The organism is Prevotella sp. TCVGH (assembly GCF_023522295.1).
Taxonomy (GTDB): domain Bacteria; phylum Bacteroidota; class Bacteroidia; order Bacteroidales; family Bacteroidaceae; genus Prevotella; species Prevotella timonensis.
In genome coordinates this window covers 45,335-65,128 of the sequence record NZ_QFFX01000010.1, presented here as the reverse complement: position 1 = coordinate 65,128, position 19,794 = coordinate 45,335, and the positions used below count along the sequence as shown (strand labels likewise).

Annotated in this window: 17 protein-coding genes; 8 read left to right on the top strand and 9 right to left on the bottom strand. The window is 39.3% G+C overall.

The window, feature by feature from the left end:
* Positions 1-423: 423 nt before the first annotated feature.
* Positions 424-2,115 (bottom strand): glycoside hydrolase family 10 protein, encoded by a 1,692-nt coding sequence (locus DEM91_RS03310; protein ID WP_249857984.1) that lies wholly within the window; start codon positions 2,113-2,115, stop codon positions 424-426.
* Between the two features lie 245 nt (positions 2,116-2,360).
* Here DEM91_RS03310 and DEM91_RS03305 point away from each other — a divergent pair, with 245 nt between their 5' ends.
* The 6 genes from DEM91_RS03305 to DEM91_RS03280 all read left to right on the top strand — a co-directional run bounded on the left by DEM91_RS03305 (position 2,361) and on the right by DEM91_RS03280 (position 7,030).
* On the top strand, positions 2,361-2,846 hold the full coding sequence (locus tag DEM91_RS03305) for an outer membrane beta-barrel protein (protein WP_249857983.1): 486 nt from the start codon (positions 2,361-2,363) through the stop codon (positions 2,844-2,846).
* Entirely contained in the window at positions 2,847-3,458 is a 612-nt protein-coding gene (recR, locus tag DEM91_RS03300) for a recombination mediator RecR (protein WP_249857982.1), read from the top strand. It abuts the gene before it with no gap.
* A gap of 68 nt (positions 3,459-3,526) precedes the next feature.
* Positions 3,527-3,976, top strand: coding sequence for a hypothetical protein (locus tag DEM91_RS03295; RefSeq protein ID WP_249857981.1), 450 nt, complete (start codon positions 3,527-3,529; stop codon positions 3,974-3,976).
* 9 nt (positions 3,977-3,985) lie between these two features.
* A complete protein-coding gene (locus tag DEM91_RS03290; RefSeq protein WP_249857980.1) occupies positions 3,986-5,185 on the top strand; it encodes a glycosyltransferase family 2 protein in 1,200 nt (399 codons plus the stop codon).
* Between the two features lie 17 nt (positions 5,186-5,202).
* A complete protein-coding gene (locus DEM91_RS03285) occupies positions 5,203-5,721 on the top strand; it encodes a GNAT family N-acetyltransferase (RefSeq protein WP_249857979.1) in 519 nt (172 codons plus the stop codon).
* A 181-nt stretch (positions 5,722-5,902) separates the two neighbouring features.
* Positions 5,903-7,030 (top strand): SGNH/GDSL hydrolase family protein, encoded by a 1,128-nt coding sequence (locus tag DEM91_RS03280; protein ID WP_249857978.1) that lies wholly within the window; start codon positions 5,903-5,905, stop codon positions 7,028-7,030.
* Positions 7,031-7,569: 539 nt separating this feature from the next.
* Here DEM91_RS03280 and DEM91_RS03275 read toward each other — a convergent pair.
* The 8 genes from DEM91_RS03275 to DEM91_RS03240 all read right to left on the bottom strand — a co-directional run bounded on the left by DEM91_RS03275 (position 7,570) and on the right by DEM91_RS03240 (position 17,325).
* The gene (locus DEM91_RS03275) at positions 7,570-7,893 is read right to left on the bottom strand and encodes a hypothetical protein (RefSeq protein WP_249857977.1); all 324 of its coding nucleotides are present in this window, start codon (positions 7,891-7,893) and stop codon (positions 7,570-7,572) included.
* 53 nt (positions 7,894-7,946) lie between these two features.
* Positions 7,947-9,383: a tRNA uridine-5-carboxymethylaminomethyl(34) synthesis GTPase MnmE gene (mnmE, locus tag DEM91_RS03270; RefSeq protein ID WP_195253794.1), complete on the bottom strand. Its 1,437-nt coding sequence runs from the start codon at positions 9,381-9,383 to the stop codon at positions 7,947-7,949.
* 216 nt (positions 9,384-9,599) lie between these two features.
* On the bottom strand, positions 9,600-10,475 hold the full coding sequence (locus DEM91_RS03265; protein ID WP_195253792.1) for a nucleoside phosphorylase: 876 nt from the start codon (positions 10,473-10,475) through the stop codon (positions 9,600-9,602).
* Between the two features lie 28 nt (positions 10,476-10,503).
* Entirely contained in the window at positions 10,504-11,619 is a 1,116-nt protein-coding gene (locus DEM91_RS03260; RefSeq protein WP_195253791.1) for a hypothetical protein, read from the bottom strand.
* Positions 11,620-12,402: 783 nt separating this feature from the next.
* Complete coding sequence (locus tag DEM91_RS03255; RefSeq protein WP_195253790.1) at positions 12,403-14,940, bottom strand: ATP-dependent Clp protease ATP-binding subunit; 2,538 nt, start codon at positions 14,938-14,940, stop codon at positions 12,403-12,405.
* 59 nt (positions 14,941-14,999) lie between these two features.
* Positions 15,000-15,665 carry a tetratricopeptide repeat protein gene (locus DEM91_RS03250; RefSeq protein WP_195253789.1) on the bottom strand — a complete coding sequence of 222 codons (666 nt, stop codon included), beginning with the start codon at positions 15,663-15,665 and terminating at the stop codon, positions 15,000-15,002.
* A 16-nt stretch (positions 15,666-15,681) separates the two neighbouring features.
* On the bottom strand, positions 15,682-16,938 hold the full coding sequence (locus tag DEM91_RS03245; protein ID WP_195253788.1) for a M64 family metallopeptidase: 1,257 nt from the start codon (positions 16,936-16,938) through the stop codon (positions 15,682-15,684).
* 9 nt (positions 16,939-16,947) lie between these two features.
* Positions 16,948-17,325 (bottom strand): 2-amino-4-hydroxy-6-hydroxymethyldihydropteridine diphosphokinase, encoded by a 378-nt coding sequence (locus tag DEM91_RS03240; RefSeq protein ID WP_229039383.1) that lies wholly within the window; start codon positions 17,323-17,325, stop codon positions 16,948-16,950.
* Between the two features lie 90 nt (positions 17,326-17,415).
* Here DEM91_RS03240 and DEM91_RS03235 point away from each other — a divergent pair, with 90 nt between their 5' ends.
* Positions 17,416-18,333: a glucosaminidase domain-containing protein gene (locus DEM91_RS03235; protein ID WP_195253786.1), complete on the top strand. Its 918-nt coding sequence runs from the start codon at positions 17,416-17,418 to the stop codon at positions 18,331-18,333.
* Between the two features lie 272 nt (positions 18,334-18,605).
* Positions 18,606-19,571, top strand: a complete 966-nt coding sequence (gene fmt, locus DEM91_RS03230) for a methionyl-tRNA formyltransferase (protein ID WP_195253785.1) — start codon at positions 18,606-18,608, stop codon at positions 19,569-19,571.
* Positions 19,572-19,794: the final 223 nt, after the last annotated feature.

The window sequence follows — 19,794 nt, the reverse complement described above, 5'->3', positions numbered from 1 at the left end:
GCTTCATCCGACACTTCGCACTTGTAGCTCTGATACTATCCTCAGAGCGATAAAGGAGTTGACGCAAGAAAACATTTGAAGATGTTACGATTATTTCATTTCCTTTTAGCTCTAATTTTACTCTTTTTTGGCGACTAAAGCATTATTCTAAGCTTGGAATTTGCATGCTTTAATGCTGCTAAGGCATGAAGATAACAGCTCTAATGCGTGTTTCCAAGAGCGTTAAGTCAATGTTCTAACTTGAAAAGACGTCTTTTTGGGTAAAATCAGTCCATTTTTGTCTGTCACTTGCCTATTGATTTTTTCTATTTTGCAGATTTTCAATGGTCGTTTTTTGGTAAAATGATAAGACAAAAAGCCTCTACTGTCTTACCAAGAATGATAAGAAAGCAAGCAAGAAATGGTAGGCGGATTGTTATAAAATTACCTCAGAGAATTTCTTTTCACCATAAAGATACCCAAGCGATGAGTGTGGTTGTATCGATCCAATGAGCGTAGGGTGTACATCCCTTCGGGGAGCGTAGAGATATCAGCATATTTCCCTTGGTAGACACGGGTGGTAATCATCGTGCCTTGCAATGATTCTATGAGTACAAAAGTGGCATCCAATGTCTGTCCCTTTGCTGGAAGTTCCACGTGTTTGCCATCACAATAAAGTAGTCGCGTGGTAGCCCTTATGTTTGCATCGTTGCCTTTGTGCGATTGTATGGCATCACTTTCGTTGCCGTATCTATCCATAGCGGTGACCGCATAAGCCAGTGCTGTCGCCTTGGGCAGTTGTAGGGTAGTGCTTTGTACACGAATAGCAATCAGGTTACGGGCATCGTGGATATCCACAGGAACCTGTCGGCTGGCATAAATGTTATAGACAAGATAAGGCGCATTGCTTCGGTCTTTGGCACCTGCCCATGATAAAGTAGCTGTCTTTTCGTCCCACTTCACTTGTGTGGGAGGTAACGGAGGGGTGGCATGTTGCCATGTCATTGCGGGAATGAGGGCAGGATAGCGACAAAAATCGTTGGATGCGAAATCGTATAGTCCTTTCACGTTATCGGTTAAAAACTTGCCTCGGAAGTAAGCATGCCCCATGCCATACTGTCTTATCACTTGCATTTCTTGACTAATGACTTGTAAGGGCCAGTTGCGTTCGGTAGGAGACATGAAATAAATTCCTAATCCAGGTACAATCATCCGCCCGTGACTCTCTTCTTTCCAGTTGAGTGCAAAGGGATAAAACTGGTCGCCCTTAAAATACATCATGGGGTAGAGCTGGTCCATCAGTCCTTCTTTTAACCACGCTTGCGCATCTTGACACACTTTAGAATAGGCATTCCAGCCATGACTCCAATATCTGGGCAGGTCATTGTATTTGCCAATCGGCGAACAACTCATTTTTACCCATGGCTTTAATCGTTTTACTCGGTCGTGAATGGCTTGTACGATATTCGTGATATGCTGGCGAGCGGTGGCTCTATTGATTTGGATTCGCCACGTTTCGGGATATCTGATATAATCCAGATGGATGCCGTCAATATCGTAATTACGGGTGATTTCTTCACAAAGATTTGCTAAGTAAGTGGCAGTCTGTGAACTTTCAGGATTCATATAGCCCTCGTCTTTATCCTTTTTTATCATTTTAGGATATTTTCTTTGTAAAGATTTGCAGCCTAAACCTCTCCATTTTCCAACAGGTATGGTGACAATCCACGCATGCAGTTCCATGCCACGCTGATGACATTCGTCGATGATAAATGCCAAGGCATCATACCCTGGAGATTTTCCCGGTATGCCAGAGAGACATCCGTCCCAAGGCTCATAAGCAGAAGGGTAAATCACTGTTCCTCGAATACGAGTCTGTAGCAGTACGGTGTTGATGCCTGCACGCTGATATTGGTCTAACAGCGTGCGTAATTCTTGTTTCTGCCTTTCTACTGTATAGGTTGTTCGAGCATAGGTATGTGGCCAGTCCAATCCTCCAATCGTCGTGAGCCAAACAGCTCTTACTTCGTATTTAGGAGAAGAAGAGAGAGAGTTTTGTAATGAAATCTTGTTGGGTTGGGCATATATAAATAATGTGGAAAAGCTCCACATCAGCATCCATAAAAATCGTTTCATCCAGTTTGTTGCGTGAAATTTAATATTGCTCACAAAGATACTTATATTTTTTTAGTTTTCAAATATATTGTGTACTTTTGCAACATATACCTAAAAGGTTTGCCTTAACAAGATTTGTGTGTACTTCAAGTTTTCATCTTTTACAAGCAGATGAGGTACTCGGCAGAAGAAAGCATGGCGAGCAACGTGATAGGTAAAACGACAGGCGATTAAAAAATTAACAATAATAACGTAATTGAGTAAAGATGAAAAAGCTGATTACAATGATTGCAGCACTGCTCTTGACCTTGACAGCAAGTGCACAGTTTGAACAAGATAAAGTCTACATTGGTGGCGCATTGAGTGGATTTAATCTGAGTTACAGCGGTTTGGATAAGTTGAACTTTGGTGCACAGGCACATGCAGGTTATTTAGTAGAAGACAACCTCATGCTATTGGGAACTGTGAACTATCAACACAATGGTAATGAAACGGTGCCTGATTATATTTCCGCAGGGGTAGGAGGGCGTTATTACATTGTTCAGAACGGAATCTATCTGGGTGCTAACTGCAAATTTGTGCATGCGTACCATAATTACAATGATGTCATGCCTGGTATTGAGGTGGGCTATGCGTATTTTCTTAGTCGCACGGTAACGGTAGAACCCGCTATCTATTATGACCAGTCGTTAAAAGATCATAGCAATTATTCCACGATAGGATTTAAGTTAGGGATAGGCGTTTATTTGTAAATGGAGCAGCAATATCCTTCGTTACTCCTCGAAAAAGCGGTTAGTGAATTTGCAAAGCTCCCAGGGATTGGGCGAAAGACAGCTTTGAGACTGGTGCTGAACATGCTTCGGCGAGATGTAGAAGAAGTGGAGCAGTTTGCACAGGCTATCTCAACGATGCGCCATGACGTGAAGTACTGTCGCCAATGTCATAACATCAGCGATACAGATATTTGCCCAATTTGCGCTGATCCTCGTCGAGACGCATCCACGATTTGCGTTGTGGAGAACATCCAAGACGTAATGGCTATTGAGAATACCATGCAATATAGAGGACTGTACCATGTGTTGGGAGGACTCATTTCGCCCATGGATGGCATTGGTCCTGACCAGTTGGAGATTCAATCCTTGGTTGAGCGAGTGGAAGCTGGCGGCATTTCAGAAGTCATCTTAGCTCTCAATTCTACCATGGAAGGTGATACCACCAACTTTTACATCTCTCGTAAACTGAATAGTTCAGAGGTTAAACTAACGGTGATAGCACGAGGTATTCCTATAGGTGATGAACTTGAATATACCGATGAAGTTACTTTAGGGCGTTCTATACTCAATCGCATTCCTTTTGAGCGTTAATATAGATTTATGACTTCGTTCAAAACGCGCGCTTAAGTCTTTTTACAAAATCATCAAATAAAGGGTATATGAAAGAATTAAATCGTGTACAAAAAAAGTTGCTGGCACAGTTTTTTGTATCGCTGATATTGGCGTTGGGACTCATTGTCTTGTTTGAAACAGAAACATTGGTACCCGGTGCTTGTACTGAGCAAAGTCAGACGGAATTTATTTGGTTGTCTATCATGGAAATAGTGACCATCTGTTGCATTCCTCTTTCTTTACGATTGTTTAAGTTCAAAAAGATACAAGCAGCTTTGCAGTGCCCAGCGACATCGCTAAAAGCACTCCTCGTTTGGGGGAGTTGCCGACTTGCAATGCTAACAATCCCCATGCTCGTCAATACCATCTTGTATTATCTGTTCATGAAAGTGGCATTTGGATATTTGGCTATCATTCTCTTTCTTTGTTTATTTTTTATCTTTCCTTCAACCGAGCGTTGTATGCAGGAAACAAAAGATGTAAAACAAAACGATTAAAAAATACGAATGCATACTTTAGAACTATCTGTCATCATCGTCAACTATAATGTAAAATATTATGTTGAACAATGTCTTGTCTCATTGCAACGGGCATTACAGGATGTTGAAGCGGAAATCTTGGTCGTCGACAATGCTTCGCAAGATGGTTCAGTAGCGTATTTGAGTGACAAATTTCCGCATGTAACCTTTATCAGTAACAATCATAATTTAGGTTTTGCACGTGCCAATAACTTGGCTATCCGACAAAGTAGCGGGAAATATGTCTTGCTCTTAAATCCTGATACCATTGTGGGCGAAGACACCATGCGGCAACTTGTTGATTTTATGGACGGGCAGTCGAAGCTCGGTGCAGTAGGGGTGAGGATGATTTCTACGCAAGGTAGCGATGCAAAGGAATCAAGGCGTGGTATTCCTACCCCCTTAACAGCCTTTTACAAGATGTGTGGGCTGTGTGCAAAGTACCCTCAACACAAACGATTTGCACGTTATTATTTGGGACATTTGCCTTGGGACAAACCTGCCGAAATAGAAATCGTGAGTGGTGCTTTCTTTGCTGTTCCACGTATTTCTTTGGAAGATATCGGTTTGTTAGATGAAGACTTTTTTATGTATGGCGAAGATATTGATTTATCATACCGACTTTTGAAGGGCGGTTATCACAATTGGTATTTGCCTTTAAGAATACTTCATTACAAAGGAGAAAGTACACAGAAGTCTTCTTTTAAGTATGTTCATGTCTTTTATGAAGCGATGCTCATCTTTTTCCAAAAGCATTTTGGGGGAATGAGTTTATTTCTTAGTTTACCTATAAAGTTGGCTATCTACTTTAAGGCAACCATTGCTTTAATCCAAATGCAAATAGGTAAGACAAGGAAAAGCTTGGGATTGTTTCATCCACAGCGATATACGCCTCCTTTTTATGTCTTTATAGGCAGTAGTGAGTCGATATTGAAATGCCAGAAAATTGCAGAAAGAAAAGGATTGAAAGCAAAATTTATAGTAGCCACAGCAGCAGAATACCCTGAAGGACATCTTGCATTTGAGTTACCACAAACATCAGAGGTATGTGTTGTTTATGATATCGAGGCTTATACATTTAGTCAAATATTCCATATATTTTCAAAAGGTCCACAATCTCATGTTCATTTATGTACATTCAATCCCATGAACGAAATCGTGATTACTCCTTCTGAAATATTAAAATAAAACGTTGCTTAGCACTTATGGCAAATGTTGTTTTGAGGGCGATGGAGCCAGAAGATTTAGACTTGCTCTATCAAATAGAAAATGATACAAAGCTTTGGAACATTGGATTGACGAATGTTCCATATTCTCGTTACGTATTACATGATTATATAGCCACGTCCTCTGGTGATATTTATACCGATAAACAAGTAAGGTTAATCATTGAAAACGAAGAACATCAGACGATAGGGTTGGTGGACATCATGAATTTTAATCCTCAACACAGACGAGCAGAAATGGGAATTGTGGTACAAGAAGCCTTTAGACAGAAAGGGTATGGAAAGGATGCCATACAGAAAGTGATGAGATATGCCAAAGAGGTTCTTCATTTGCACCAATTGTATGTCGTGGTCAACTCTTCACAGAAGCTCACCATCGGACTGTTTCTTCGCATGGGATTCAAAGAAACCTGCCAACTCATAGATTGGTTGTATGATGGTGAGGTGTACCACGATGCCACCTTATTGCAATGTTGTTTATCATTCGAAAACAAGTAGAGCAATATTTGTAACTACTTGTGAGATAAAAGGTTCTCTATTCTTTTTTACTCAACCTTCTTTCATTTCATAAGTTTCTTGTTGTAGGGGTCGTTCCTTTGGTAATAAAATAGTACTTTTGTAGAAGTGCGATTCATGGCTGAATTGTATATCTATTCATCCCTAAAAATTGTTTTTAAGCATGTTGAAGAAACTCATTTGTTTTTTATTGATTGGATATTACTTTCCAATACTATATGCACAAACCGTGTGGTATCATCCACAAGAACAAAAGGACATGCCGATAAGCGGAAGAGGCTGGGGCAATGAAATCGGAAAAACGTATCATCGTTTTCCCATTCGGTTTAGGAAAGAGGTACGTGAAGCGCTGTGGAACCTGTCTGAAAACAGTAGTGGGCTTTATATTGACTTTACAACAGATGCTACCGACATCGCTGTGAAATATACGGTTACATGTCCTAAGAGCCTAAACAATGTAGGCACAATGGCTACCAGTGGTATTGACCTTTATCGAAAGAATGCGCAAGGTGAGTGGAATTTCTGTTCTTGTTTTGGCTCGTTCAATTTTGGTAGCAGCGTCTCAGACACCATCTCTTATCATTATCAAAACATGATTGGGGAAAAAGACAGTGCTGCCACATTCAGACTTTATTTACCTCTTTATAACACGGTGTCGTCTCTACAAATCGGCATACCAGCAAATAAGCATCTTACATTCACACCCATCAACTCATCGAATCCCATAGTTATCTATGGAACTTCGATTGCGCAGGGAGCTTCTGCATCTCGCCCTGGCATGTCATGGAGTAACATTTTACAACGTAAACTCGATATTCCTGTGTTTAATCTTGGCTTTTCGGGAAATGGAAGATTAGAGCCAGAAGTCTTTCATATCATGGGAGAGCTGACAAACGCCCGTCTTTTTATTATTGACTGTGTTCCGAACATGGATTCTCCCGAGCGTGTGGATAGCATTTATCCACGCATAATAGCTGGTGTTCGCTATCTACGCTCCAAGACTTTGGCACCCATACTATTGACAGAGCATTGTGGATATACCAACAGTTTGACTCAGAAAGGCTTACGGGAACAAGTACTTAAAGCCAACAGTCTATTGTATAAGGCTTATATGGAATTAAAACGTCAAGGCATAAAGAACTTAGAATATCTCACAGCCAATGAAATAGGAATCATTAATGACAATGACAGTCAAATAGATGGAGTGCATGCAACGGACATCGGCATGAGACTTTATGCCAATGCTTATATAAATAAGATACGTTTGATGCAGAGAAATAAGAGCAAATAACGAAGATTCTTACCAGTTGTCAATGAAAGTCAGACAGAGTATATACGCATGTAGCGCTGTGCTTGAATCTTTCGCTAAATTTAATGTAGTACATCAGTGTAAGACGCACCATAGGTACAATCTGGGAGAATGCAAAGTTTCTTTTGATGCTTCTTAAGAGGTCGGTGATTAGCAAATTGGCAATTAATAAAAGTTTTACTGGACAGCATTTATTTTATATTGACCTTATTTCCGCAAACAATTTCCTTGTTTGTTTCAAAACTTGTTTGCGTCTCATTTAACCCTACGAGAAAGGTCGATTTGTCATTTTATTGTTTTAGATGTTTGGTAGCACTAAGATAAGTGAATTTTCTGACATACGCAAGTGTTTGAATACTTTTATGTATCAGACGCTTGCATTTCTTGCAAGCAAAAACGCTGCGGAAATAAGGATATTCTTTAGTTTGATTATTCTTAAAATCCTTGAAATCACTCTTTTGGAAATGTGTAGCCTACAGAGTTTGGTAGTATATTTTAAGGGATTAGCTAAAATCCCTTTGTTAAGTGACAATAAATAAAAGAACCATCAGGAACATTACCAAGAAAAAATAAAAGAATAGTCCCAATCGATATTCTTTCTTTGTGAGTAACGCCTCATGTTCTTTCATTTTTCGTTCAGGGAATAAAAACCACGCCATAAAATATAGGGGTACTGCTAAAATTGCACCTATTAGATAATCTCCTCCTTTTGAGCCTGTATGCCAAAAACTTAATATATCTTTGGCATCTATAAAAACTATTATTAGAAAGAAAATAAACGTAAGAAGTATGAGGATATTAGTTAATGTAGCAAAGTAGGGTATACCCTTATTAAATCCCCTCATGTTATAACGATATAAACTTGCTATAATTTTATACATAGGTAAATTCTGCTAATTTACTTTCCGATGCAGAAGTGTTGAAAGATATTATTCAGTACCTCGTGTGTTGTGATAAGGCCGCCAGTAATTTCTGCTAAATGCTCAAGACATAATCGAAGATCCTCGCTCAACAAGTCTCCAGATAGCTCAAGCTCAAGTCCCTCAATCACGCGTGAAATGCTTTCTTCTGACCTTAACAAGGCGTTGTAATGGCGTGTGCTGGTTACAATGACATCATTTTCGGTTACTTCAGGCACTTCCGCTACTTGACATAAAGTACTTCTTAATAAATCCATATTCGTACCGAGCTTTGCAGACAGTTGTAATGAAAACCATTTTTTTGCATTTCTCTCATTACTTTTTTGGTTGGTTATATTCTCAAAAACGGATAAGGTAGGTGTTGGTAATAGGTCCATTTTGTTTTGAATACAAATCAAACTCTTGTCCTTTATTCTCTTTAGCAAATCATCTACTTCTTGTTTCGTTGGTGCTTCGTCCATCAGCCACAAAACGATTTTTGCTTCTTCTATCTTTTGATAAGTTCGTTCAATGCCTAAGTTTTCGATTTCATCTGTTGTTTTCCGAATACCCGCCGTATCAATAAATCTAAAAGTAATGCCATGAATCTCGGTTGTGTCTTCAATCACGTCACGCGTTGTGCCATGAATATTGCTAACAATGGCTTTATCTTCCTCTAATAATTGATTTAATAGTGTGCTTTTCCCCACATTGGTTTTTCCAATAATAGCTACGGGAACCCCTTGTTTTATAGCATTTCCTGTTTCAAAAGAATGTGCCAAAGTGGTAATTCGATTTTTAATTTTATGCGCTAACGCAAGTAATTCGTCTCGATTTGCAAACTCTAAATCCTCATGGTCGCTGAAATCTAATTCCAATTCGATGAGTGAAGTCATCTTCAGAAGTTCGTTTCTGAGTGTAGCCAACTCGTTGGAGAAGTTTCCTTTCAGCTGACTCATAGCTGCATGATGCGAAGCACGATTGGTAGAAGCAATCAAGTCGGCAACAGCTTCTGCCTGACTTAAATCCAATTTTCCATTAAAGAAGGCGCGTTGTGTGTATTCACCAGGTGCAGCCTGTCGACAGCCTTCTTTGATAAATGTTTCTAAAATGGTTTTGATGATGTAACGAGAGCCATGACATGATATTTCAACAGAATCTTCACCCGTGTAAGAATGAGGCGAACGAAAAACCGACACCAAAACGTCGTCTATTGTTTCTTGCTGGCTATCAATGATACGCCCATAGAGAATAGTGTGCGATTTTGCATCATGAAGTTTTTTATGTTTTGAGGTTACGAAAACCTTATCAGCTATCTGAATGGCATCTTTGCCCGATATTCTAATGATTCCTATGGCTCCTCCTGCTGGAGTTGCTAAGGCACAAATGGTGTCTTCTGCTTGTAAATGCTGTTGGTTATCCAAATCTTTTACCATGTTCAATGCTCAATTTCTTTTGTCTACGTTCAATATCTATATTCCAGCATTTGTACTTCAAAATGCTGAAGGGGGCATAAAATCAATTAAAAACGTTCTTTGACACAAAGTGTTCTTTGATGGTTGGGCTGTTTTTTGTACACACTATTTTCAACCATTACACTTTGTGTCTAAGAACAAACTTCGATCTGCAATGATTAAAGCTGACAATTAAGCCTAAATTCTATCAAGAACTGTTTCTATCAATCCATCAATCGAATTCTTATACTCTACATTTGCCTTTAATGCTCGGCGGTTAGCAATTACCATACAACAAGTTACAGCCTTATGGCCCATTAACTTTGAAAGTCCATGTAAGGCACTGCTTTCCATTTCAAAGTTTGTAATCCGATGCCCATTATATTCAAAATTCTCGATTTTCTCATTTTGATGCGGGTCTGCCAAAGGCACACGAAGCACTCTACCTTGTGGACCGAAAAAGCCTCCGCATGAGATTGTTACGCCACGAACCATGTCATTGCCAGCAATACGGTTCAATGTTTCCTCATCAGCATCAATGACATAAGGGGCTCCTTTTTGTGGACTCCAATTCATGTGCTTGACAAATGCTTCCTCGAACGCTAAGTCACACACCTCATTCCTTCCTGCGTAGTAGTTCAAAAGCCCATCAAACCCAATGCTCTTCTCGCTGGCAATATAGGTTCCTTCTGGCGTATATTCCTGAAGTCCTCCACAAGTTCCGATACGAACTAAGGTTAGCGATTTGAGAGGTGATTTCTCATACCTCGTCTTAAAATCTATATTTGCCAAGGCATCAAGTTCATTCACAACAATATCAATGTTGTCACAACCGATACCTGTGCTTAGTACGGTGATACGTTTGTTTTTATAGAGACCTGTGATGGTGTGAAATTCGCGATTATGAATATCACACTCTTTTTCGTCAAAGTGCGATGCTACGAGCGAAACTCGCCCAGGGTCACCTACTAAAATAACTTTGTCTGCCAACTGTTCTGGTTTAACATGCAAATGGAAGACACTACCATCTTTATTGATAATTAACTCAGATTCTGCAAAATATTTTTTCTCCATCTTGTTTAAGCTTTTATTGAGTGAGTAATCAGTTTTCTTCGTTTCGAAGTTTTTTAGCAAAATCCATCATTTCAATGCGTTGTGACTGTATCGCTTTTTCTGCTTTTAATAGGTTTGGGCGCATCTGCAATTTTCCCGACATGTTAGATGACTGATATTGTGAACGCAACTGCGATAAAGTTTCTTCATTTGCTGATAGTTGCTTCTTTAACTCTAACAACTGCTGATACAGTTTTTTTGTTTTTTCACTTCTAAAATCGTTGATGCTTTGATACACCGTATGGTCATTGATAGGGAAGTAAAATTCTTGCTTTTCTGTGGTTCGTTGCCTTTCGTTCGTTAGCAATTTAAGCCGCTGCAACGCTGCTTCACGATTGCCAAACTTCCATGTTTCTTGAATACTTGTTAGCTTTGCATAAGCTTCAAGTTGCTTGTCAGTAATGTTGTCAGCAGTAAAATTCTGCCGTGGCATGGTAGGAACGAAGGTATAAATACAAACTTTCCCTTTGGGTTGATATCTATCCGATACCAACCAACCTAAGCTGTGTACATCATCAATAGCTAACAAATAATCGTTTGCTGTAGAATTAAATGGGAGTCCGTAGTTCTCTGGTTTATAATAAGTTCCACTTTCATCGTTAAAGAGAGTCATGAAGATGTCGTAACCTCCAATACTCTTGTCGCCTTTTGCAGCAAAAAAGAGGGTGACTCCATCTGATAACAAAAAAGGAAATTGCGCATCTTTTACTTCCTCATCCAATTCTTTTAATTGTTTAGGTTGACTCCAACTGTCGCCTAAATAGTCAGTAGAAAATAAATGGAAGCCGTGAATAGAATCCCCATCGGCATAGATGCGGTGGTTTTTGAGTTCGTTTGTATAAGTAAACCGTTTATCAATGAACTCGAGCGTACCTGCATCACTACTCAAAGGTATTTTAGAGAAAAAGTTGTTTTTGTCCACCACCATGCTATCTACGAATAACACTTTCGCTGTTCCAGAAAGCATTGTCTCGAAGAGGTGCTTTTGAGATAAAGCCTCTTCTTTTTGAACAGGGCGAACTCCTGCTCGCACATGGCTATTGTCAGCTATTGTGTAGGTAGGGTAGCCTGTGAATAATATGATTAAGAATAATAAATATTTCATTGATTTTTCGTTTTCACAAAGATACAAATTTTCTTTGAACTATAAAGTAAAGAATAAAAAAATGCAGTAGATATATCAAACTTCTGTTTTACAGTCATGGTATCGTGCCCTCAAAAATCTTTCACCCTGTGGATTTTGAGACTATCATTGAAGGAAGTTTACGGTTTCATGGAATCGTAATAAATGCTGAATTATTTTTACAAAGTGCCTCTCAAAACTCGCGTGAAAACAACCAACGGCAAAGTTGGTCGCAAATACGCTAAAAATGAGCAAGTTTCATAATTCGTTGATGTTAAATAAATTACGTCTATATTATTTCGCTACTTGCCGATTTTTAGCCCTTTTTGTCTGCTGAAGCATTGTTCTAAGCTTGGAATTTGCATGCTTTAATGTCGCTGAAGCATGTGAATAACACCTCTAATACATGTTTTCAAGGGCGTTAAATCGTTGTTCCAGCTGTAAGAGACGTTTATTTTGTTAAAATCAGCGCATTTTTGTCGGTTGCTTGCCTATTGATTTTTTCTATTTTGTAGATTTTCAATGGTCGTTTTTTGGTAAAATAACAGGACAAAAGCCACTTCAAACTTTTGCCAATAATGATAAAGTGTAAAAGAAACGGCTCTTTCTTCAATGAAAGAGCCGTGTTTGAGTTTGTGTGATGTCGTTGTATGTACTGTCTATTGTCAAGATGACATATGAGGGAAGCTGAACTTCGTTAAGCAGGTTATAATTGAGATTGGTGGCAGCATTGAGCTGTCCACCTGTTCTCGCTTGAGAGTCTCTTTACTTGAAAACCAGTTCCTCTTTAGCGGTACTCTTTTCGATTGAAATAGTGTCACCCAAATGGAGTTCTCCAGACAATATCAGTTCTGCTATTTTATCTTCTATATATGTTTGGATTGCTCTCTTCAAAGGTCGTGCTCCATATTGCACATCGTAACCCTTTGTAGCAACAAACTCTTTGGCTTTCTCGGTAATTTTAATCCGATAACCCAAATCCTCCATGCGCTTGAAAAGACCAGTCAACTCTATATTGATAATCTTCTTGATAGCATCTAAATCAAGTTGGTCGAAGGTGATAATCTCGTCCAAACGATTCAAAAACTCTGGTGCAAATTGCTTACTTAGGCTTTTTTGTATAATGGCACGAGCATACTCTTTGTCTTTTTCATTCTGACTTAACCCCAAACTTCCTCCAGCATTAAATCCGACACCACGTCCAAAGTCTTTTAGCTGTCGAGTTCCAGCATTGGATGTCATAATGATGACAGTATTTCTAAAGTCTACGAGTCTGCCATTCCCATCTGTCAATCTTCCCTCGTCCAAAACTTGTAGCAACATGTTGAACACGTTCCCATGTGCTTTTTCAATCTCATCTAACAGGATAATAGAGTAGGGATGTCGCCTTACTTTTTCAGTCAACTGTCCTCCTTCCTCATATCCTACGTATCCAGGAGGTGCACCAACAAGCCTTGAAACATTGAAACTTTCGGTAAATTCACTCATGTCAATTCTAATCAGGGCATCTGTGGAGCCAAACATGAACTCTGCTAATTTTTTAGCCAAGTACGTTTTACCCACTCCAGTAGGTCCCAAGAACATAAAAGCTCCAATGGGGTGGTTAGGATCTTTGAGTCCGATGCGGTTTCGTTGTATCGCCTTCACCATCTTTTCAATAGCCATATCTTGTGCTATTACCTGATGTTTTAACTCATCTGCCATTCCTTTGAGTCGAATGCCCTCTGCTTCAGCCATCTTTTGAACGGGAACCCCTGTCATCATAGATACAACATCAGCAACGTCTTTTTCTGTGATACGTGTGCGTTCTTCCGATTTCTCGTTCAACCATTTGTTATTGAGGTCTTCTAATTCTATCTCAAGTTCCGTCTGCTTATCGCGATAGCTGGCTGCCAATTCAAAGTTTTGGTTGCCTACCGCCTCTTGCTTTTTAGTCGTAACGTTGCTTAGCTCCTTTTCCTTTTCCGTGATATAGGCGGGAACCTCTGCATGTTGAAGGTGTACTTTCGAGCCAACTTCGTCCATGGCATCAATAGCCTTGTCAGGAAAGAACCGATCGGTTACATATCTTTCTGTCAATTTGACACAAGCCAAGAGGGCGTCATCGGAATACTGAACATGATGATGATCTTCATATCTATCTTTGATATTATGGAGAATCTGCAATGTTTCCTCCTGATCTGTTGGCTCTACCAATACCTTTTGGAAGCGCCGTTCTAATGCTCCATCTTTCTCAATAGAGTTTCTATATTCATCTAATGTCGTTGCTCCAATACATTGGATAGTACCTCGTGCCAGCGCTGGTTTCATGATATTTGCAGCGTCCATGCTACCGGGCGTACTGCCTGCACCAATCAACGTATGTATCTCATCTATAAAAATGATGATATCAGGGTTTTGTTCCAGCTCTTTTAATAATGCACGCACTCTCTCTTCGAACTGTCCTCTGTATTTAGTGCCTGCCACAATCGCAGTCATGTCAAGGCTAACCAATCTTTTGTTGAACAGCACGGGAGAAGTTTTGCGCATGGCTATGAGTTGTGCCAACCCTTCCACAATCGCACTCTTACCAACACCAGGTTCTCCGATAAGTATCGGATTGTTTTTCTTGCGCCGCCCTAAGATTTCGACAACACGAAGAATCTCTTTCTCTCTACCAATGACAGGGTCGAGCTTAGAAGATAGTGCTGCGGCTGTAAGGTCTGTAGAAAAATTATCAAGAATAGGCGTCTTGCCGTTTCCTCGTTTATTTTGGAGCGTCGTTTTTGCCCCAGAACTCGCTCCCATATTGGTTGAATCTCCATGGTTGCTAAATGATGTATCTTCCTCTTCATCAGGCAAATCCAGTCCACTCTTGGTGGGCTTTGCCATCCGTTGAAGGTAAGTAAATGTATCTTCGTAATTCATATTGTTTAATTCTAAAACCTGTTTGGCACCATTATCTACTTGATCATGCAGAATTGCCAGTAGTAAATGGTGTACATCTACAGTTTCTGAGTGTTGTATTCTTGCTTCTAAAACAGCTAACTTCAGAATGTTGCTTGCTTTTTCATTGAGGACCAACTCTGATGTATTGAGGGGTTGGTGCACTTCTTCTTCCCGTAATCTGTTTTCAAGTTCTGCCTTAACCGTAGATAGATGAATTTTCAACCGTGCAAATACGTCTTGAACAGGGCTGTTTTTTTCTCTCAACATTCCTAATAATAGGTGTTCAGGTCCAACAGACCGACTGGCAAGTCGTGTAGCTTCCTCTCTGCTAAAAGCCAGCACTTCAGATACTTTTGGTGAAAACTGACTTGTCATATATCTTTTACCTTTCTTTTCTTGTTATATTGTTATTGTTGAACAAAATTCGTGCCAATTTATAAAATACGTTGAATGCTAATATGAGAGCTATCGCTTAGTTGGACTGTTTCGGTGACAATTTCCAGATGTTTTCTACATCCTTTTAGCATTTTGGGTAGTTGCACCAGTCGTTGTCTTTTTTGTTGCGTCACTCCAAATTGCCGATAATAGGAGAGGGCGCTTGAGAAATATTCGTATGCAGTTAGCCAATGATCTTGATAAAGATAACAAAAGCCCAACCTATAATACGCATCAGCTTTTTCGTTGGCATGGCATACATTGAGAAACATCTCAAAGTATGTGATGGATTCTTGATACTCTTTCAGCAGGAAATGACTTTCAGCATTGGCATAGTAATAAACAGCCTGCTCAGCAGGAGCCAATACGTGGAGTGCTGAGCTTACCGAGTCAAGATAGTTGCACGCTTCTACATAGTTCCATAGTTGATAATGGCACAAACCAATATATGCTCGATACCTCGGATTCAGTTGATATTCTTTATCAAGTTGATGAAAGAGATTGAGCGCTTCCTGATATTTTTCGCTTTGAAAATAAGCCAATGCCATTTTCAAACGTTCTGTGTCGTCAAGAGTTGGACTGGGAGAAGGAACAATTCCTCTCATTTGATGAGGAAAAGCCCCAAACACGATGAGCCATAAGAGGATGAAGAACTTTTGCTTCATGGACGATTTACACTTTTTATTGCGTATAAAAATCAATGACACGTTGAATGGCTCGTTGACATACTGGGCAAAAATCTGGCGTCTCATTATCACGCATTCTACAATGTAATGCGGGTCTATAGACACCTTTCAGAGCGTAACCAGCACCTTCGAATAGTCCTATTGCTGAATTTTTACCTATGAGGTCTTTCCATTTTTCATCAAACTTTACCTTTGTTGTGATATTAGGCTCCCAAGGTTCTACATCCGTAGGATACATATCAATGCTTTCAAAATCGTAAGCATATTCATCGGCAAGTCCAGCAAAGCTATGCCCAAACTCATGAACAACAACGGGTTTGAAAGAAGGATGGTGTGTCATCGCTAAATTATATGAGTTCAAAATTCCCCCTCCACCATATTCGGGTGTGTTTACTAATATAATAATGTGTTCATAAGGAGTGCCTGCCAACCAGTCGTGAACCGTTTTTAGCCGTAGGGTAGTGAGGTATCTTGCACTATAAAACGTGTCAAAATGAGATTGGAGTGCTGTATTTTTCCAAATGCCACGTGAAGGAATACTGGTTCCACTCTCTTCAGAGGGCGCTTCAACAGCAATGATGTTAAATTTATCTTTCATCGAACGATAGGGTTCATGAGAAAAAATTGCATCCGTTGCTTTTTGTGCATCACGCAAAAAAACGTCCATTTCATCGCTTTTATAACCCTCGGAAAGGTAGGCGATGTGAATACATCGAGTTGAATCTTTGGCTTTTAGAATCGTTTGATACGGTGTGATATGTTTCTCTCCAATGTGCTTTATCAAGATGTCTGACGGTGCAACGGTATGCGTCAGCTCCACAAAAGGGTTACGTCGATTGTTGTTCAGCCGTATTGTAATATCAACAGTATCTTTGGGCAGAGGTATTAAAAATACATTTTCGAACGATTTCATCGAAGATTTTGCTTCATCGTAGGTGAGCCATTCTTGAAAGAGAGTAGAAAAAGAGTTGCGATAGATGACCGTTTTCGATTGACGATCACGAACGATAATCTGACCATTTCCTTCCATGGGAACTTGGGATAGCCGCTGTCTTTTGCCATACCAATGGGGTAGGGAATGAAGTTGATCGACTGCGATTTGTTGATGAACCGCATTACCCGAAAAAATGTAGTCAATTCTTAATGTACTGTCGCAAAAGTAAGTCGCAAAGTTTTGTCCACAAGCATTACGAGGGATTACTGTTCCAATAACAGAAAGAATAAAAAGATAAAAACACTGAAAATATCTCATACTAAGTATTTAATAATCAATTTCTTGAATCAATTCCTGAATGTAACTTCTTTGCCAATCTTGCTCATGGAGCTTATGTGTACCAAACATTAAAATGTCAATATCCATCTGTATTTTTTGATGAGCACGATCTATCTCTGTATTCCCACAAGTTTTTTCTATATTCTTCAATATTTGTTGTACTTGTGATAAATCTTCATCTACCTTCGTATAAGCTAAACAATTGTAGAACAAATCAGTATCCATACCAATTGGCTTTGTCCATTTCGATTTGGTAAACAGTATATCATGCCATGTCTTATGTAGTAAATCCATGGCTTTCTGTATGTTCTGCTTCTGATTGACGTTTGTGCCAAGAGCTATCAGCAATTTTTGTTTGTCACTCATATTGGCAAAAATACTAATAATTATTAAACACATTCCTTTTTATTGTGCTTTTTTATGATTTTATGTAACTTTGTGGCAATGAGTAGTGACATGAAGAAAATTATAATGCTCACACTTCTATTTGTTGTGTCCGTCCATTCATGGGCGCAAATGAAGTGGAACCAAGCTTACCAGCTCTATATCAATCAGTATAAAGATTTGGCTATCAAAGAGATGTTGAAGTATAAAATTCCTGCCAGCATCACTTTAGCACAGGCTGTCTTTGAAAGTGGAGCTGGAAGAAGTCGCTTGGCTCGATTGGGAAATAATCATTTTGGTATTAAATGTCACGACTGGCTTGGTAACACGATAAATGAAGATGACGATGAATTTGGCGAATGCTTCAGGGCATACGACAACCCCTTGCATAGTTTTGAAGATCATAGCAAATTTTTGGTTAACAGTCCTCGCTACCGAAGTCTCTTTAGCTTAAAACAAACAGATTACAAAGGATGGGCGCATGGCTTGAAAGCCTGTGGATATGCCACTAATCCTCAATATGCATACAAATTAATTGAGCTGATAGAGCTTTACAAGCTATACGTGTATGACCATGCAAAGGGTTATGATAATTTTATGGCAGATGAGGCCAGCATCCGAACCAATGTCAATAATTCCCAGCCTTTGCATCCCATAGCAATGTTCAATGATAATTATTATCTACGAGCTCGTCAGGGAGATACTTTTAAGCTCATAGGCAAAGAAGTTGGTATATCATATCGAAAAATTGCAAAGTATAACGAACGCCATAAAAACGACCCCTTACAAGAAGGTGAAATTATATTCTTAAAGAAGAAACGCAAGAAAGCTCCAAAAGTATTTAAGAATCATCCACATATAGTAAAGCCTGGAGAAAGTTTGTACATCATCGCACAAATTTATGGCATGCGACTTTCAAGTCTTTATAAACTCAATAACTTTGACGTGGATCATACTATTAAGGTTGGCGACAGCATCCGTGTTTACTAACACCTTTATCACATATGTGATTCGTTGAATAGTGGAAATAAAAAATAATCAGTACATCCAAAAATGGCGCATCATCAAGAAATCCTTGAACATGAGTGACTTCACAATGTAGTAATAATCGTAATTTCACTTTATGATGAAGTGAAAACATCAATTCAAAAGCGCTTAGTTAATCAAGATAATCGTTATTATGATAAATATAATAAATAAAATAGCTTTTTGACATCAAACTAAAGAACTAAAAAAGAACGAGAAAATTAAAAAAGAACGAGATGACAAAAGAAGACTTGCGAATTATATTTATGGGTACGCCAGAGTTTGCTGTTGCATCGTTACAGGCACTTGTGCAAGGCGGATATCATGTAGTAGCCGTAGTTACTCAACCAGATAAGCCTGTTGGTAGACATCAACAAACCTTACAAGCTTCAGAAGTAAAGAAATACGCGCTATCCCAAAACCTTCCTGTACTACAACCTGCGAAACTCAAGGACCCTGAGTTCTTAGAACAGCTTGCTGATTACAAGGCAGATTTACAGGTAGTAGTAGCTTTCAGGATGTTGCCAGAAGTTGTCTGGAGTATGCCACGATTTGGGACATTCAATGTGCATGCCGCCCTTCTTCCTCAATATCGAGGCGCAGCACCCATTAACTGGGCGATTATCAATGGTGAAACAAAAACAGGAGTGACCACGTTTTTCATAGACCACAATATTGATACAGGACACATTATCATGCAGAAACAGCTTCCTATCCCTGAGGATGCCGACGTAGAATATGTATATGATAAACTCATGGTGTTAGGAGCTGAAATATGTTTGGACACGATAGATCAATTATTGGCTAATGACGGAAAGATTACAACGACGCCACAGAATCAATTTGTCCAATCGGAACATCATTTGCGTCCCGCTCCTAAAATTTTCAAAGAAACATGTGAAATCAATTGGAATCAATCCGCCAAGGACATTTATAACTTTGTGCGTGGGCTAAGTCCTTACCCTGCGGCATGGACTACTTGGAATGTCAGCAAAGACGATCCAACGAGCAAACAGGTGATGATCAAGATTTACAAGACACGATTAACAGGTGAAGCGACCACAGAGAAGCCCGGTTCGATCAATACAGACCAAAGAAGAATATATGTAGCAACCATCACCGAATGGCTTGAAATTACAGAATTACAGATGGCTGGCAAAAAGCGAATGAATGCTAAGGATTTCCTCAATGGCTGGAGATAAAGTTGTGACGCCTTAAAGATTTAAATAACCTTTAAATTGTTGGAATAATGGAAGAAAGCAAGTTTTGCTCTATCAATTGTCGCCATATATATGTTGGTTAGAAAATATAAAAATATTTTTTATCTTCAAGTAGAATTAAAAAAACTTATTATCTTTGCATGATATTTTTATTGTATGTCGAACTACGATAGACAATGAAGCTTTCATAAGGCGTAATGGCTGG

Bases quoted from the DNA above. Each gene is read 5' to 3' on its own strand.
- DEM91_RS03310 (WP_249857984.1), bottom strand. From the start codon at position 2,115: ATGAAACGATTTTTATGGATGCTGATGTGGAGCTTTTCCACATTATTT.
- DEM91_RS03305 (WP_249857983.1), top strand. From the start codon at position 2,361: ATGAAAAAGCTGATTACAATGATTGCAGCACTGCTCTTGACCTTGACA.
- recR (WP_249857982.1), top strand. From the start codon at position 2,847: ATGGAGCAGCAATATCCTTCGTTACTCCTCGAAAAAGCGGTTAGTGAA.
- DEM91_RS03295 (WP_249857981.1), top strand. From the start codon at position 3,527: ATGAAAGAATTAAATCGTGTACAAAAAAAGTTGCTGGCACAGTTTTTT.
- DEM91_RS03290 (WP_249857980.1), top strand. From the start codon at position 3,986: ATGCATACTTTAGAACTATCTGTCATCATCGTCAACTATAATGTAAAA.
- DEM91_RS03285 (WP_249857979.1), top strand. From the start codon at position 5,203: ATGGCAAATGTTGTTTTGAGGGCGATGGAGCCAGAAGATTTAGACTTG.
- DEM91_RS03280 (WP_249857978.1), top strand. From the start codon at position 5,903: ATGTTGAAGAAACTCATTTGTTTTTTATTGATTGGATATTACTTTCCA.
- DEM91_RS03275 (WP_249857977.1), bottom strand. From the start codon at position 7,893: ATGAGGGGATTTAATAAGGGTATACCCTACTTTGCTACATTAACTAAT.
- mnmE (WP_195253794.1), bottom strand. From the start codon at position 9,383: ATGGTAAAAGATTTGGATAACCAACAGCATTTACAAGCAGAAGACACC.
- DEM91_RS03265 (WP_195253792.1), bottom strand. From the start codon at position 10,475: ATGGAGAAAAAATATTTTGCAGAATCTGAGTTAATTATCAATAAAGAT.
- DEM91_RS03260 (WP_195253791.1), bottom strand. From the start codon at position 11,619: ATGAAATATTTATTATTCTTAATCATATTATTCACAGGCTACCCTACC.
- DEM91_RS03255 (WP_195253790.1), bottom strand. From the start codon at position 14,940: ATGACAAGTCAGTTTTCACCAAAAGTATCTGAAGTGCTGGCTTTTAGC.
- DEM91_RS03250 (WP_195253789.1), bottom strand. From the start codon at position 15,665: ATGAAGCAAAAGTTCTTCATCCTCTTATGGCTCATCGTGTTTGGGGCT.
- DEM91_RS03245 (WP_195253788.1), bottom strand. From the start codon at position 16,938: ATGAGATATTTTCAGTGTTTTTATCTTTTTATTCTTTCTGTTATTGGA.
- DEM91_RS03240 (WP_229039383.1), bottom strand. From the start codon at position 17,325: ATGAGTGACAAACAAAAATTGCTGATAGCTCTTGGCACAAACGTCAAT.
- DEM91_RS03235 (WP_195253786.1), top strand. From the start codon at position 17,416: ATGAAGAAAATTATAATGCTCACACTTCTATTTGTTGTGTCCGTCCAT.
- fmt (WP_195253785.1), top strand. From the start codon at position 18,606: ATGACAAAAGAAGACTTGCGAATTATATTTATGGGTACGCCAGAGTTT.